Below are 14,183 nucleotides of genomic sequence, written 5' to 3'. Positions count from 1 at the left end.
TAGATTATTATTAATTGTCAAATCAGCGAAAAAAACAAATTATATTTTTGTATTTCCCATGTGTTTCTATGTATTTTAAAAATTAGTGGTAAGTTTTGCGGTAACAAAAAAGAACAGCATTAGCTGTTCTAGAGATTCTGTTTAAAATCTTTAAGTTGCACGATTAGATTTTGCATAGCAGTTTCTGCTCGTTCGTCGGTATCTTCTCCCTCACTGTAATATCGATTGAATGAGATGTTATTAAAGTGAGCGCCTTTTTCTCCTAATTCGATAATCAAATCTTCAACTTCCTTGACCGTGTCACGATCTAAATTAGAGTGTTTTTGAATGAATTCAACTATTGGATTACCGCAATGGCGATTAGTTCAGTTAGACACTTTGCTGGACTAATATACCAGTAGCTAAAGCTAAGGCTTTAATGTGACGAACGGCTAGCCTATCTAGGCTACTATCGCCAGCGTGCTGTAGCGACATTGGGCTAACTCCACTGATTTTTGATATCCTGTTCTGATTTGTATGATGCTGTTTTGCGAATAATTGCACGAAATTCATCTATTCTCACGTCCTCATAATTTATTGTTGAGTTGCTTAGTAGAAAATCTAACAATTCTGTTGCTTCTTCTTTGCTTAAAAACGATTTTTTATAGCAATTTAATTTCCAAGCAGATCTCGGATTGTCTGCTTTTGGCTTTGTTCCATCGATATACCAAATGATGTATTCAGGTGCTAGAAAATTAACAACTCCTCCTTGACCTTGAGCACCAGTTGCTTCTCTAGTAATGATAAAGTGTAAAATTAAATGCTCAACTAAATCACAGTAAACCAACCGATTAGCTTTTTGTAGGTCAAATTCATAATTAAGTAGTTGGATAAAAGTTTTGTTAGAAATATCAGGTGCGCTAATTTCATCGATATGATGCACATAGAGACCTTCGTCAGTCCTTTGAATTGGATTTTTAGCAGGGCTCTTAATTTCTCCTTTTAAAAATCTTTCATAAGACTTTTCTTTGAAGTAGTCATCTTTAGCTGACCCATACTTTTTAAGCAAAAAAGCTATGGCATCGTCATAGCTTAATTTTGAAAGCTTTTTATACTCTTCTAATTTTTGCGTCATGTGGTTTCTCCTAAATTTCTTTGAATTCATCATCAGCACTGTCATAATTGTAACCATAATCGCTGAATTTGACCACATCTTCAACGTTTGGCAAGTTGGCTGGATCACTAGCGTCGATTCCAAATCCAGCTAGCAAATCGAACTGAGCTTCCAAGGCGTTATTGCTCATCGTAGTACCTGAAACTTCTCTGTTGTAAACTGCTACATAGCTGTCAACTAATTCTTGTTTTGTCATGATATATCTCCTATTTTTAGCCATTTCAATCAATTCATTTAAGTCATCATCAGTTGTAAATTCATTTCTAATATATGCTCTGGCATTTGATTTTAAAACATAATATTTTCTTCTGGCTTTATTTTTAGCATCATTATTCCATTTATCACGCGATCGTTTTTGAGATTCAGTAGCCATTGTTCTCCTTACTTTCTTAGTAGATAAATTGCAATTATTATAGTTGGTATAATTAATAAATTTGAAATCTTTAAACTATAATTTCTGCAATTTTTATCAGCCGTTTTTGAGAATTTAATTAATTTCATTTTTATTTACGCAGTTTGCAAAATTTGATATGCTTAAACCAACGGCATTTCTGCCGTCAATCTAAGCATTGAGCTTATCGCTCAATTTCTAATGAGAAGCTTATCGAAGTTAAGGATATTTGGAAGGTTATCTTAACTTTTGAAAACTTCTTTTTATTTTGCTTTTCCAACTGCTTTCCTCCTTTCTTTAGTATATATTTATTATACGTTTAAACGTTTATAAAGTCAATGCTTTTTTTCAAAGTTTTTTAACTTTTTTATTAATTTGCAAAATTTTAAAATTGAGATTAAAATAAAAACCGTTATCAAGACTATTAGGAAAGGGATTTAAACTAATGGGAATACTAGAAAATAAAGACACTGTTTCAGATGATTATGTAAAAGAATTTATGAAACACAATACTCAACCACCAAAACATATGAAAGTTATTGCATTTCCAAATGTTAATTACGATTTATATGGGTATAAGAATGATAAAAGCGATATATTATACGAAGTAATAACAAGTGATAAAAAAACTGGTAAGATTATTGGAACTCCAAAGTATACAAAAGGAAAGCTATCAAAATTATTTGGATAAAAAATAGCAAATAAAAAAGCCCACACAATTATGTGTGAGCTTTTTCTTTATACTTATTTACCGCAACCGCCTTTGCCTTTCTTACCTTTAACCATGTTAACACCTCCTTTCTTTGCTATTGGTTATCTGTAGTACAAGATAGCCTGACCAGGATATATAGTTGCTTCAGAATTACCATGGAACACGTCAGGATTATTAGCGACAATGGTTGCTAGTCTATCTCCAATCTTATAAGAAATTCCGCTAGCAGTATCGCCAGGCTGTACGGTATAGACGTGCTGAGTGAGCCCGTTTGCGCCGTGGTCGTTGACAAGCAGTTTCTGCCCTGGATAGATCGTGGCATTTTTATTCCCGTGGAAAACATCAGAATTATTAGCAACAATGGTATCCATGCTATCTTTAGTCTTTGCACTGATAGCGCTGAGAGTGTCGCCTGATTGAATTACATATGTGATCGGTTTCCACTGTGACGTAGGCTGTGATGGTTGCTGTGGCTGTTCTTTTGGTGGTTGCCACGTGCCAGTGTTAGAGCCATCGACAAGCTTGCTAAAGAAATCGTAAGAACAGTCAACTCCGTAGTAGTTGTCAGTAAATTGCCATACTGAGCAGTTATCAACTCCAGGAGAACTAACACCGTAGTTAGCAACCCACAAACAGTTAGTATGCAAGGAGTTCTGATTAATTCTCCCTGAACTGAACCACGACTTCATGGAATAAACACCTAAGTTCTTAATTCCAGCGTTAGCACAAGCGTCAAGCCAAGTATTACAGTCGTCAGTCGCAGGATTAGGATTATTAGATCCATCTTCTTCATCTAAGAACGCAAAGTCAGTGTCAGGGTTAAGCCCTAAAGCATGATACTGCGTGATGAAGTTGTCGGCTTCTGTCAGCATATCATCGTGTCCATAGGCATAAGAGTAGTGATAAGCGTGAACTCGTAATCCAGCTGAACGGGCATTAGCTACCTGCGCTCCAGCTTTTGGGTTTTGAGAGTACGGATGACCTTTGCTACCAGCCGTAAGCTGGACGATTACAGCTTTAACTCCAGCACTTTTCATCTGCTGAAAAAAAGCCAGTGAACTATCTTGGAACTTCGCAACGTCAATTACTAAAGGAAAATCAGCCATTATTTAGCACCCCCATCTAATTCTTTGTTCTGTTCTGCTAGTTCTTGAGCTTTATCAGTACCAGCGGGCTCACTATCTTTAATAGCTTTGATGGTACTGTCGTCCATCTTTGGTAAGCTAGCGTCGCCCGTAAGCTTATCTTTAGGCTCATAGCTTGAGATGTTGATAGAATCGCTATTCTTGAGAATTTGATAAGCATACTCAGTAACATTTTCGATTGTCGTTTCTGAAACGCGGATTCCGTGATCGGTTGCAAAGTGAGCTAAGTCTTGCTCAGCTAAGCGACGGCGCTGGTCATCATCAAGTCCAGTCTGTTGTGCTGCGAAAGTAACCGCTGCTTTAGCTTGATTGTAAAGTGCTTGCTGACGATTAGTAAGATGGATAGACTTTAAAGTTGGTGCGATTAATTTGATGATAGCTGTGATAATTACTAAAGCGGTAGCTGGGTCGATAAGTTTAATTATTTCGTTCATTGTTAATCCTTTCTGTAGTCTGCTTATTGAGCAGGCGATTCAACTTGTTATTAAGTGATTGGTTAGTATCTTTTAAAGTTTTGATGATTGCTGACTGTTCTTCTACTCGGTCAGATAGCTTGCTGACTTGGTCACGTAAGTCATCACGTTGCTTTGTGATGATATCGATTTTGTCCAAGAGTTCGGGCATGTGATTAGCATAGGCAAGTTCTAAGTCAACCTTATTTTTCTGCTTGTCGCTAAGCTCCTTTTTCTTGTCTGAGTACCACGTGCCAGCAAAGGCTAGCGCACCTGTGATTACAGCAACAATGATTGCGTCACTCATAGTGATTGCCTCCAATCATCTCAACAAAAAGATTGATGATAAGAAAAATCATCAAGACTGATGATAGATGGAAAGGTATTCCAGGTGCGTTGGCATCGTGCCACATAAAAATGACAAGATAGGTCGTCCATACCCCTACCATTAGTGAGATAGCTAGTCTATGCATATGGTGCTTAGTGATACCCGATGAGCCGACAATAAAGCTGAAAACTCCGATTGCAATCAGGAAGTACACGATGATCGGGTCTTGGGCATGGACAAGAAAGTGAGCAAGAAAATCTGATTCGGACGCAAAAACATTTTTAATTACAAGCAAATAGAGTCCAAGTGCTGTGGTCTCAAGACCTGCAATCGCAATAAATCTATTTTGATTAGTATTTTTACGCATATGATCATCTCCTAATCAAGAGCTATACTAAAGTTTCCGATGAAATAGTCCGCAGAAACAGATTGCCAAGAACGCAAATATAAGTATCCATCCTGAGATAAGACTGCCTGTACACTGCTGTTACTACCGCCTAATCTAACTGACTGGAAGTTAAGCGCTTGAACAATCGTCTGATTAATTCTAGAGAACTCTTTAATTTTGTTGTCTGAAATTTGAATTTGATCGGCTTGGATATTTAAAGGCTCATTTAGCGTTATCCATCCTGATACAAATAAAATGTTTCCAACAATTTTTACTGAAATAGCGCTATTACTTTCAGATGGGTAGCTGATTAAATGTAACTGTTGCCATTGTCCTGATGTTAGAGAAACTATTTTTTGGTCAGTAAGTTTATTTGACTGGGTGACCGTTTGCTTCAAATTATTTAAATCATTCTGAATATCACTAGATGATTTTTTAACGTCATCTAACGTTGCATAGACGTCTTTATCAGCAGTAAAGGTAACATTATCAGTGTCATTAACAGCAATTTTGAACGTATACATTAATCCTGACGGATGCTTTCCATCAGGATTAGGAATCAAGTAGTCGGGGTTATCTGCGCATTCAATTGCAAAGAGAATCTCTTTGCCCGCTTTATTGGTTGCATAGACACCATAAGTCTTTACATACAGCCCTTTTTGGCGACCAGTGTTATTTACATATCCACGAACATTAGACTCCCCTGTCGTACTATTTTGGTACGTATCTGGCTTAGATACTAGGTCAGCAGGAACTACATCAGTTACAGCCTTGAGCTGGTCATCTGATAACTTGGAATTGTCCATTGATGAAAAAACCATCCTAGTATAAGTGATGGTATCAGTACCGCCGTTAGCTGAGCCTAGTAGCTTGAGCCCTGCGTTTGTAATGGTTGCTTGATTGTATGTTGGCATTAAATCACTCCTTAAATTTGTTCTTATTAGAAATAAACTTCGTCGTGGCGTTTATAGCTTGTTTGTGAGAATATTCGTAGCTTGGAAGACCGTTGTTAAGCTTGTTGCGTGATGAAGATAGTGCGTAGATAACGTTAAGATATGTTGATTTACTGTAACGAACGTCAGCCAACAAATACTCAGGCGGTAGCATATCTTGAATTGCTTCGACTACAAGCTTTCGCTTTACTTCAGTCTTTGCGCCTGATATGAAATCGAATGGAATATTAGTAATTACAAGTTCTTCAGGATTAGCAGTTGCTTCAAAATCGAATTGATCGATTGGCAATTCCATGACAATCGATATCATCTTTTTAAGTTCGTTAGTAGTTGAGCCGTAGGTATTTTGCATAATTTTTGTACGAACCATAAACCGCAAAAACTCATCATCATCATCAATTCGCTTGATGTTGTACTCTTCGGCAATCAAATCTAAGCAAGCATTACTTGAATACTTCAACTGTTTACATTTGTAGACGCTCAACAGATTGTCTTTGCCAAGGCAAGCTAGGTCAGAGATGATGTGTAATAACTTTTGGTTATTACTATCTGGTAGTTGGCTCAGAACTGATGGTAGCGACGTCTGTATCTGTCTCTCAATCGCTTCGTTAGAAAGGTCAGTGTCAGTTTCAAACATCGTTATCAACTCCTAACTTCTATCGAAATTAGGTCACGACTGCTAACTGGTAACTCGAACTGGTCGACTGAAATATCGTTCTCACTCATTGAGTCTTGGCTAGTACCTAGCTTAATCTGGACGTTTTTAACGCCTGAAACTGAGTATGCTGGTGCAAAAAGCTGTGAAAAAAGAACATCAGATCCCATCGTTAGCAAACTAAGATAGGATAAAATGTTCTTTTTGATTGTTTCAGGAGCTGAGTCAGCGTTGAACTGGGTATCGTCAACCGTTAATACAACATCAATATAGATAGGTACAGTTTTGGCACGGTCGAATTTAATCTCAACAGGCTTTTTCGCAATATCAAGCACTTCAACGCTAATTTTTCCAACGGTAGTTGATACTGGCGTTAAATGGTTAAAGTAAGTTGTTGCTATCTCGATGTCATCGCCACCAATTACATAAAGATGACACGATTTAGGCGGATTGCCATATGAGTCGTCTTGCATTGTATTGTTCGCAATTAATCTAGAATCAGTAACACCTGCGATGTTTTTAATCGCCGTTTCAATCCCACTCTTAGTCTCGCTAGGAACGTGCCGGTTATTGACTAAGATACGATTACGCAACTGCTCGTCCGTCTCAGCGTCTGAGCCACCTGTTGCACTGTCAAGATTAGTAACGGCATAGAAACCTCCTACAACGTTCTCAGCGACGATAATCGTGTTTGGCATTACGTTCTCAGCATAGCCTGCTTCCATAGACTTAGCTTGCACCGTTCCCCGTGCCAAGGCATTGCCATACTTGTCAGTAAGCGGATGTTCTTTTCCACCACTATCAGTATAGCTGGCTGGCTCAGTTAGCTTAAGTTCTGCTAGTGTTGCGAAAAGGTGTCCATCAGCAGTTCCAAACTGTGTTCCAGCTGGGACAATCGTTGGATTGCTTGGGTCTACGTAGCTGTCAATCTGTAAATCAACATCAGATTCAGTTGCCAGCTTTCGATAAATACCGATATCTGTACCATGATCTTCTAGATTCTTACCGCTTGAAGATTGGATAAACATAGCTTTGTAGATAGCTTGACCTAACTGCTCGTTTTGGCTTGATACAGTTGCCAAGATACCAGATAATAACCCCTCGATTTGTCCATCGGTCAAGTCGATATCTTCGCCAAAATATTTGATGAAAAGATTATCGACGTCTTTTCTAATTTCCGATAGTGACGGCAATTGATAACCGTTATTGGTCATTCCCATTGGCTTCGCCTCCAATCACTTGTATTTTTTGTACTTGCTGATGTTTTAAATTAATATCGATAGCCATATCGGTAACACGGTTATCGTGATGAGTGATACTCGTTACTTTGACTTCCACAAAAGTATTGAGCTGTTTCTTAAGATATTCAGTAATTGCAGTTTCTATGACGTGAATCTGCTTCCCATTGCGGATGATATTATTTTGGTCGAATCCTTTTGTACGATCCCACGGTATTTCGCCTAGATTCGTTCCAAGTAGTATCTTGATTCTTTGAGCTAATTCATCGTTATCATTAACAAAATTAAAAACGCCATTACTTCTATTAAAAGCAACGTCGTTTGTCACTGGATCTATTTGGATTGATTTCAATTCTCCACCACGCTTTCTATAATAGCGTCTTGAATACTGTGCAATCGATAACTCGCTAACTTAAAGGGTTGTGAGCCGTGCCAGTTGTCTGCGTCTCTATCTAGGAATCCGACTAAGACTACTGAGCCAACGTGTAGCAGATTCAGGCTATCTTTTTCATCAACTAAATAAAGTGACGCTGGAACAATGCAATTGATTAAGATGGCTCTCACTTGACCAGTTGACTTTAGTGGCAGTGGTTGCACGTTAGCACGATGACGTGAGCTGTCGTAAAATGTTATCCGTCCTAGCGTATGGCAATTGATTGAGCTACCAACGATAACTGGCAGGTCGTTATTAAGAAAGCTGATCATTTTCCCATTTGGATCGGGTTCTTGGCGGTTAGGCATAGACTTCCACCTCCATCGTGTAGGTAGTTTGCGTATGAGAGTGCGTCACTTGCTTCACTCTATGCAATCCCCACAATGAGTTAGTTTTGACGAATACGGGACAACCAGCATAAAGTCGTGGGTCATCGAATCCATTCATGGTATAGGTATTACCGCCATTATCGCCAGAGTTAGCGTTTAGTTGTGCATCTTTCTCAATTGGACCGTAATCAACCGTACCAATGACAATCGCTGCGGTGTAAGGATCAGGTGCATTAATGCTATCTACATAAAGTCCTGTCGGACGGTAATACATACGGGAATTGCAGTCAGTTGCAACGGCATTGATAACATCGATTGGCTTCTCATCAGCTGAGTATCCGTTTGTATAGCATTTGTTGTTACCAAGATTAACTCCAGCTAGGCTAATTCCTGCTTGGCTGGCAATCGTGCTAATAATAGTTGAGGCATATGTGCCAGCGTTAAAGCTGACGTTAGATGTGACGTCTTTTTCTTTGTCGTCATTTTTGCCATAAGTAACGGTATTAGTTACTTTGAGCTTATCGATATCCGCGTAGCTTTGTCCCTCAATGAATGTGATGACCACTGCGTCATCTTGATTAGACGCCTGCGGGACAATTGAACTGATATAACCGATAACAATCATTCCATAGATGTTTGCGGGCCCTGTATTAATTTGCACTTTATCGCCAATCGAAATGGTGTTAAAAGCCGTTTTAGTCATGTTGTAGATAGTTACGGTGTTTTGACTCGGCGTGTTCTCGTCATTGCTAACAACTGAGTAGTCAAAGTTAATCTCTTTTGCATGAAAATCTATTGCAGTAGTCGTATCTCCGCTGACGTGCGTGATAATACAATGAGAATCGTAGTTAAAGTATTCGCCTTGATTAGTATCAATTTGAGTCACTGCCATCACTCCCATCATCTACACACAAAAATACTGTCACATTCAAATTAGCTGGATTAATCTCGGTTTCTTTTCCACTGTCGTCAATAGGAATCAAAGTCTCCATTGGAAACTTCTCATTCCAAATCCCACGCCATAAACGCTGATTGAGCTGTAAGCGCTCTCCTGCGTAGATTAAGTTATTCTTGGCATCGAATAGGTCAACAGTATAGAATCGCCCGATTTCATTCCAGTTAAATCGCAGATTATAGTTACCATCATCAAGTTTAATCGTTTGATAATACGGCATATGCTTTGTGTCGATATTTACATATTTCTTTTGTGGCATTAGGCAACCCTCACTCTCACGCCGATAGGTATAAATCGGTCGGGGTAGTGATTCCAATCACGCAGTTGCTGGATTGAAGTACCCCACTTCGTCCACATCCACCAATAAGTCATACCACGTGTAACCGTAATCCAAACGCCTGGATTTGGTGCTGGTGGTGGCGTTGGTGGCTGCGGTGGCTTGACTGTTACAGTCGTTCGCTCGATAGCATGAAGTGCGCTGGTAAAGCTAATCGCCAAGTCCATGGAATTAACTCGTGGCTCACTCATAGATCGTGCTACTGACGTAAAGTAGACGTTTGGCAAATAACTAAAGCCATCAATGGTCAGCTGGACGCCGTTCATCTGCCATGTTAGTAACTTTTGATATTTGCTGACGATATCGTTGTACCCATTACCATACAAGATATAACTTGCGGATAGTGTCTTGTCGGTATTAACTGAGTAGTTAATTCTCGGCTCGGCTGATGGTGTTGGATAAGTAGCGTTTGATGAATTAACAGTTTCAGTTGGCGCTGATTCAACCAGCATTATAACCGTCGTCTCGCTCATATCAGCCCGATAGATTGCAGTTAGTCCTTTATTAGCGTGATTTTTTCTAGCATCTTCAATGAAAGCATGAATATTATCTGAGTTACTACGTCCTGATTGAACTTCGTACTCACGGGTATGCACAACATTCTCATACAGTTGTTGCTTTTCCTTTGCTAAGTCTTTACGATGAGCTAAGCTTTCGTGCAGTTTCTGCGATTCTTGTAGCGCTGCTTCAACTTTGGCATGCTCTAACTCAGTTAGAGTTGCGGTTGATGAGTCGTGATAATCTAGCTTTTTCTCAAGAGACTTTATCTGTTCGGAATTAGTTGTTTCTTTAGTCGCAAGCAATTGCACTTTTTTCTTATAAGCAACTGCACGGGCTTTTATTTCCTTATCGCTGTAAGCATCAGTAATAGCCATTAGATAGCACCCCCTAAAATAGTTTTAGCTTTCTTCACAAAATCATCGTTACGTTGTGACAAGATACTGTCGATTTTCGATAGCCCATCGTTGTCGGCATTCTGGACGTTAATTGTTGTCCGATTGTCGATTGATACCTTGCCACTGTTTTGGCTGGCAAAGTGCTTGCTAGCTTCGTGGCTAATAACTGTTCCAGCGCTATCAGGCTTGAAGAGTTCAGGACCCCGCTCGCCAACCAAGCTAAGCTCGTCTTTATCAACGTGCCCACCATTTGCATACCCGTGTCCATTACCCAAGAAACTTAGACTTGGTCCGTATGTTTTCTTAGCGTAATTCAAACCAGCTAGAATGTTATCGAAACCATTCATGATATCTCCGTGTCCTGGTAGCTTGTTAGCATTAAAAGTAGGTGGAATAACTTGCATTAATCCACGGGCAAGGTTTCCAGTACGGTTATTGATATCTCCAATAGCACCCTGAACGGCTTTTTCGTTACCACTGGATTCAGTCGCAATCTGACGCAGGACTCGCTGTACCATGCTGTCGTCTGTTGATAGTCCAAGCATTTTAAGGGCTTCTTTAACTTGCCCTGCCCATCGTTGAACTCCAGCCCCAGCAGGTGCTCCTTTGCCACCACCACCAAAATCTTCGAATAGTTTTTTAACCCAGTTGATTCCACCTTTGGCAACAGTACCAGGGAAGTGGGTAATGATATCGCTAGCTAAACTAATCTTTGAGCTGACGCCACCGATAAATTTATCGAATACCGTCGATAAGAACTCGGCTGGTTTTTTAAGGATATCGTCGGCTTTATCCATCAAGTCCACACCTTCGTCCCATAGACCTTTAAAAGTACCACTGACGGCTTTAGTGACGTTGCCTACAATCTTACCAATACCGCTAGCATAAGCAGGAACTCCCATGCGCTTAGATAGCTGTGCTGACCGTTCGCCATCTAGTACGCTAGTTCCCTTTGGCAACATGACGTGCAAATTACGTTGCTTAGGAAACATTCCGATTGTTCCATCGGGGAGCTGATACATTTCCCTGTAATTCTGTCCAGCACCGTCATTGACAAGTGCCAGCCCGCCTGGGTGTCCCTGTGTGTTTGGAGTCCCGTTAGCATAACCTGGTTCGGGAATTTCCCACTTGCCTTTAATCTTGTCAGCACCAACCTTGTCAAGTACCCAGTTGATACCTTTTTCCAGTCCACCAAGCATCGCATTGAAAGGACTAATGATTCCACGGACGATTGATACAAAGTCGTGATGGATTCCGTTATAAGCACTCTTGACTTTATCGCCAATGGAACTCCACATACCGTTCCATTTGTCGACAACCCAGCCGATCGAATGATTCCAGATATCTTTTATCCAGTCCCATAACTGTTTGATACCATCAGACACACTCTTCCAAGCGCTTTTGAACAGGTCGACAATCTTGCCAAGTCGACCGCCCGTCAAGTCATTCAGCCAGTCATAACTGGATTTAAAAATATCCTTAACACCTTTCCACATATCATTGACGGCATTATGAACATCACTTCCAAGCCTGTTCCAGTGACCGTGGATTAAATCTGAGCCAATCTTGGTTAGGTCGGAGTTAGTTTTCGTCCCATCTTTAGTTAAATTGTTAGCGTCTGTCCACATGTTTCTGAACTGTTTAGGAGTATTATCACGCAGATTTTGAACAGTCTTGTTAACACCGTTATGCATTTGGTCAACAAAAGTCTGAGCCGTCTTAGGTGCGTCCCTAAAGCCGTTGCCGATATCTTTGCCAAGATGACTGGAATCTTTCTTCATTCCGTCCCATAGTTTGCTAGTGGTTTTCCTAGTTGAATCCCACATCTTACCGATACCAGAGCCAAGGTCGTCCCAGCCTTTCTTGAGACCTTTCATGAATTTGTCGTTTTCTTTTTTCTGCTGTTCGTTGGCTTTTTGGTTGGCTTTTTGATTCTTATTCCACCACTTGCCAATACCATTGAAGAAATCTCCAACTTTCTTAACTGCTTGACCAATCCACTTGAATAGCCCACCAAATAGTTTTGAAACATCTTTCCATAAAGCGTTGACAAAATCTCTGAATGGCTTGCATTTGTTATAAAGCAAAACTAGAACAGCAATAACAGCAATGATCGCAGCAGGTATAAAGAACCATGGAGACATAACAATATCAAGCGCTGCTTGAATTCCGGTCGTGATTTTAAGAACAGCGTTAATTTCTTTAATCCCTTTTACAAATTCAGTTAATCCTTTAGCAAAATCGTAGACTTTTTTAACTGCAAATAGACCTACAAGAACTACTCCAACCTCTTTAAGCGCTTGTTTATGGTCGGCAACTTCTTTGAGCAAATCAGATGTTTGTTTAAGCGGGTCATGTGTTTTTTTGGAATTGCCAGTTAAGTCTCCAAATGCGTCTGAAATAGCGCTAATTGCTGATTTAAAGACTGACCAAATGCCTTGAGCCAATAGTCCAATGATTGTAGATATACTGCCAATGATTGAGCCGATATCTTTAGAGTGTTGCGCTAGATACGTCATCAATCCAGCAAGTTTCGTTGCAATGTTCCCAATACCTTTTCCTAGTGCTTCTAAAGCTTTTTGCATTTGTGGAGAATCCATTGCTTGCGATAGCTCATTCAGTCCGCTACTTTGCACGCTGACAAGTGGCTTAAAAAGCGACTTTCTAGCGTCAGCATAGGCTGTTTGCAAATGGTGCATTGAGCCGTCAGCTGTCTTATCGAACTCCTTGGAGTTCTTGCCGTAGCTTTGGCTAGCGCTTTCCAAGATATCGTTGAACTGCGAACTGGTCATCTTACCAGATTGAACCAACTTATCGAAAGCATCTTTACTCATCCCTGATGATTTCTGCAATGCGTTACCAAATCCGGGGGCTGTTCGCTCAAGTCGTGCTAGAGATTGACCAGTGACTTTACCAGAGCCTTCAATCCTGTTTAATCCACCGGCAAAGGCATCCGCTTGTGATCCTGTCAGTCTCATTTGGTCGGCAAGACTCCCAACACCTTTGGAAAGCTTGTCCGTCTTATCAACGTTACCAGTTAGTCCGTAGAACTTCTGTTCCAAGCTAGTAACAGCACCACCAGAAATATTAGAGTTTTCCTTGATATCTTTGATTGACGCACCAAGCTTATCGATCCCCTCTTTGTTTAATCCCATGTTCTTAAACTTGGAATTGAAAGAGTCGGCTGCTTTGGCATCTTCATAACCAGCTTTAGCTTGCTCAGTCAGACTGCCAGTCAGCTGGTTAACACCATTACTGATAGCACCGCCAAGAAATGAGCCCATCATCACATCGTGGAGACCACCAAAGTGCTTTTTGGTGGTTTCTCCTGATTCGCTAAGCTTATCAACCTTGCCACGTACTTCGCTAATCTTAGGACTAGCTTCATCTTCAGCAGTTAGCTTCATCGTCTTAGGTTGCTTGAGCTTCTCGGTTTCCTGAGAAACTTTGCTAACCTTGTCTCTCAGCTCATTTAGTGGCTCGTTGTTCTTACGAAACTCACTAGATGCGTCAGCTGACTTAGAAAAGCTTTCAGACTTCCCTTTTAAAGCACTATAGTCGCTACCCATTGACTTAATTGACGATGAAACTTCGGTATTAGCCGTTCTTATGCTGTCGGTTGACGCTTTGATAGAATCAAGCCCCGACTTACCTTTACTTCCTAGATTGCCAAACTCTCCGCCTAAACTACCAAGCTTTGCAGTGATTGAGCCAATCTTGTCTTGTAAATCGTTTATCATCGAACTAATGTGGTTAAGCTGATCTAAGCCAGCAACCTTGACGTCAAAATTAAAGCCAGCATTTTTTTCTGCCATGAG

The 14,183-nt window shown here is 40.3% G+C and carries 17 protein-coding genes; 1 reads left to right on the top strand and 16 read right to left on the bottom strand.

The window, feature by feature from the left end; genetic code table 11:
* Positions 1–128: 128 nt before the first annotated feature.
* From FC87_RS06920 to FC87_RS02945, 3 genes are all read right to left on the bottom strand, one after another.
* Positions 129–278 carry a hypothetical protein gene (locus FC87_RS06920; RefSeq protein ID WP_156656526.1) on the bottom strand — a complete coding sequence of 50 codons (150 nt, stop codon included), beginning with the start codon at positions 276–278 and terminating at the stop codon, positions 129–131.
* Positions 279–478: 200 nt separating this feature from the next.
* Positions 479–1,114: an SAV1803-related protein gene (locus FC87_RS02950; RefSeq protein ID WP_056961585.1), complete on the bottom strand. Its 636-nt coding sequence runs from the start codon at positions 1,112–1,114 to the stop codon at positions 479–481.
* Positions 1,115–1,124: 10 nt separating this feature from the next.
* The gene (locus FC87_RS02945; protein WP_035422440.1) at positions 1,125–1,526 is read right to left on the bottom strand and encodes a hypothetical protein; all 402 of its coding nucleotides are present in this window, start codon (positions 1,524–1,526) and stop codon (positions 1,125–1,127) included.
* 463 nt (positions 1,527–1,989) lie between these two features.
* On the opposite strand from FC87_RS02945, the gene FC87_RS02940 reads away from it, so the two are divergent.
* Positions 1,990–2,235, top strand: coding sequence for a hypothetical protein (locus tag FC87_RS02940; protein WP_035422438.1), 246 nt, complete (start codon positions 1,990–1,992; stop codon positions 2,233–2,235).
* 122 nt (positions 2,236–2,357) lie between these two features.
* Here FC87_RS02940 and FC87_RS02935 read toward each other — a convergent pair whose 3' ends face one another.
* The 13 genes from FC87_RS02935 to FC87_RS02875 are packed head-to-tail and all read right to left on the bottom strand — an operon-like array spanning position 2,358 to position 14,180.
* The gene (locus FC87_RS02935) at positions 2,358–3,362 is read right to left on the bottom strand and encodes a GH25 family lysozyme (RefSeq protein WP_054690959.1); all 1,005 of its coding nucleotides are present in this window, start codon (positions 3,360–3,362) and stop codon (positions 2,358–2,360) included.
* A complete protein-coding gene (locus FC87_RS02930) occupies positions 3,362–3,835 on the bottom strand; it encodes a phage holin, LLH family (protein WP_054690961.1) in 474 nt (157 codons plus the stop codon). The genes FC87_RS02935 and FC87_RS02930 overlap by 1 nt, the downstream gene beginning before the upstream one ends.
* Positions 3,819–4,160 (bottom strand): hypothetical protein, encoded by a 342-nt coding sequence (locus tag FC87_RS02925; protein WP_054690962.1) that lies wholly within the window; start codon positions 4,158–4,160, stop codon positions 3,819–3,821. Before FC87_RS02925 ends, FC87_RS02930 begins: the two co-directional genes overlap by 17 nt.
* On the bottom strand, positions 4,153–4,548 hold the full coding sequence (locus tag FC87_RS02920; RefSeq protein WP_054690964.1) for a hypothetical protein: 396 nt from the start codon (positions 4,546–4,548) through the stop codon (positions 4,153–4,155). Before FC87_RS02920 ends, FC87_RS02925 begins: the two co-directional genes overlap by 8 nt.
* A gap of 11 nt (positions 4,549–4,559) precedes the next feature.
* A complete protein-coding gene (locus FC87_RS02915; protein ID WP_056961582.1) occupies positions 4,560–5,483 on the bottom strand; it encodes a hypothetical protein in 924 nt (307 codons plus the stop codon).
* Positions 5,484–5,487: 4 nt separating this feature from the next.
* Positions 5,488–6,168 (bottom strand): hypothetical protein, encoded by a 681-nt coding sequence (locus FC87_RS02910; protein ID WP_156656525.1) that lies wholly within the window; start codon positions 6,166–6,168, stop codon positions 5,488–5,490.
* A complete protein-coding gene (locus FC87_RS02905) occupies positions 6,165–7,397 on the bottom strand; it encodes a baseplate J/gp47 family protein (protein ID WP_056961580.1) in 1,233 nt (410 codons plus the stop codon). Before FC87_RS02905 ends, FC87_RS02910 begins: the two co-directional genes overlap by 4 nt.
* Positions 7,381–7,767, bottom strand: a complete 387-nt coding sequence (locus FC87_RS02900) for a contractile injection system sheath initiator (RefSeq protein ID WP_056961578.1) — start codon at positions 7,765–7,767, stop codon at positions 7,381–7,383. The genes FC87_RS02905 and FC87_RS02900 overlap by 17 nt, the downstream gene beginning before the upstream one ends.
* A complete protein-coding gene (locus FC87_RS02895; protein ID WP_054690977.1) occupies positions 7,764–8,156 on the bottom strand; it encodes a hypothetical protein in 393 nt (130 codons plus the stop codon). The genes FC87_RS02900 and FC87_RS02895 overlap by 4 nt, the downstream gene beginning before the upstream one ends.
* On the bottom strand, positions 8,149–9,069 hold the full coding sequence (locus FC87_RS02890) for a hypothetical protein (protein ID WP_156656524.1): 921 nt from the start codon (positions 9,067–9,069) through the stop codon (positions 8,149–8,151). Before FC87_RS02890 ends, FC87_RS02895 begins: the two co-directional genes overlap by 8 nt.
* Entirely contained in the window at positions 9,050–9,391 is a 342-nt protein-coding gene (locus tag FC87_RS02885; protein ID WP_054690981.1) for a phage baseplate plug family protein, read from the bottom strand. Before FC87_RS02885 ends, FC87_RS02890 begins: the two co-directional genes overlap by 20 nt.
* Positions 9,391–10,344 (bottom strand): LysM peptidoglycan-binding domain-containing protein, encoded by a 954-nt coding sequence (locus tag FC87_RS02880; protein WP_056961576.1) that lies wholly within the window; start codon positions 10,342–10,344, stop codon positions 9,391–9,393. Before FC87_RS02880 ends, FC87_RS02885 begins: the two co-directional genes overlap by 1 nt.
* Positions 10,344–14,180 (bottom strand): tape measure protein, encoded by a 3,837-nt coding sequence (locus FC87_RS02875; RefSeq protein ID WP_056961574.1) that lies wholly within the window; start codon positions 14,178–14,180, stop codon positions 10,344–10,346. The genes FC87_RS02880 and FC87_RS02875 overlap by 1 nt, the downstream gene beginning before the upstream one ends.
* Between the last annotated feature and the right edge of the window lie 3 nt (positions 14,181–14,183).

Source organism: Fructilactobacillus florum DSM 22689 = JCM 16035, from assembly GCF_001436645.1.
Lineage (GTDB): Bacteria > Bacillota > Bacilli > Lactobacillales > Lactobacillaceae > Fructilactobacillus > Fructilactobacillus florum.
Note: the sequence above shows the minus strand (reverse complement) of the source record. Positions and strands in the feature narration are given on the sequence as shown.

Bases quoted from the DNA above. Each gene is read 5' to 3' on its own strand.
- FC87_RS02925 (WP_054690962.1), bottom strand. From the start codon at position 4,160: ATGAGTGACGCAATCATTGTTGCTGTAATCACAGGTGCGCTAGCCTTT.
- FC87_RS02885 (WP_054690981.1), bottom strand. From the start codon at position 9,391: ATGCCACAAAAGAAATATGTAAATATCGACACAAAGCATATGCCGTAT.
- FC87_RS02915 (WP_056961582.1), bottom strand. From the start codon at position 5,483: ATGCCAACATACAATCAAGCAACCATTACAAACGCAGGGCTCAAGCTA.
- FC87_RS02880 (WP_056961576.1), bottom strand. From the start codon at position 10,344: ATGGCTATTACTGATGCTTACAGCGATAAGGAAATAAAAGCCCGTGCA.
- FC87_RS02950 (WP_056961585.1), bottom strand. From the start codon at position 1,114: ATGACGCAAAAATTAGAAGAGTATAAAAAGCTTTCAAAATTAAGCTAT.
- FC87_RS02895 (WP_054690977.1), bottom strand. From the start codon at position 8,156: ATGCCTAACCGCCAAGAACCCGATCCAAATGGGAAAATGATCAGCTTT.
- FC87_RS02935 (WP_054690959.1), bottom strand. From the start codon at position 3,362: ATGGCTGATTTTCCTTTAGTAATTGACGTTGCGAAGTTCCAAGATAGT.
- FC87_RS02890 (WP_156656524.1), bottom strand. From the start codon at position 9,069: ATGGCAGTGACTCAAATTGATACTAATCAAGGCGAATACTTTAACTAC.
- FC87_RS02920 (WP_054690964.1), bottom strand. From the start codon at position 4,548: ATGCGTAAAAATACTAATCAAAATAGATTTATTGCGATTGCAGGTCTT.
- FC87_RS02875 (WP_056961574.1), bottom strand. From the start codon at position 14,180: ATGGCAGAAAAAAATGCTGGCTTTAATTTTGACGTCAAGGTTGCTGGC.
- FC87_RS02930 (WP_054690961.1), bottom strand. From the start codon at position 3,835: ATGAACGAAATAATTAAACTTATCGACCCAGCTACCGCTTTAGTAATT.
- FC87_RS02905 (WP_056961580.1), bottom strand. From the start codon at position 7,397: ATGGGAATGACCAATAACGGTTATCAATTGCCGTCACTATCGGAAATT.
- FC87_RS02940 (WP_035422438.1), top strand. From the start codon at position 1,990: ATGGGAATACTAGAAAATAAAGACACTGTTTCAGATGATTATGTAAAA.
- FC87_RS02945 (WP_035422440.1), bottom strand. From the start codon at position 1,526: ATGGCTACTGAATCTCAAAAACGATCGCGTGATAAATGGAATAATGAT.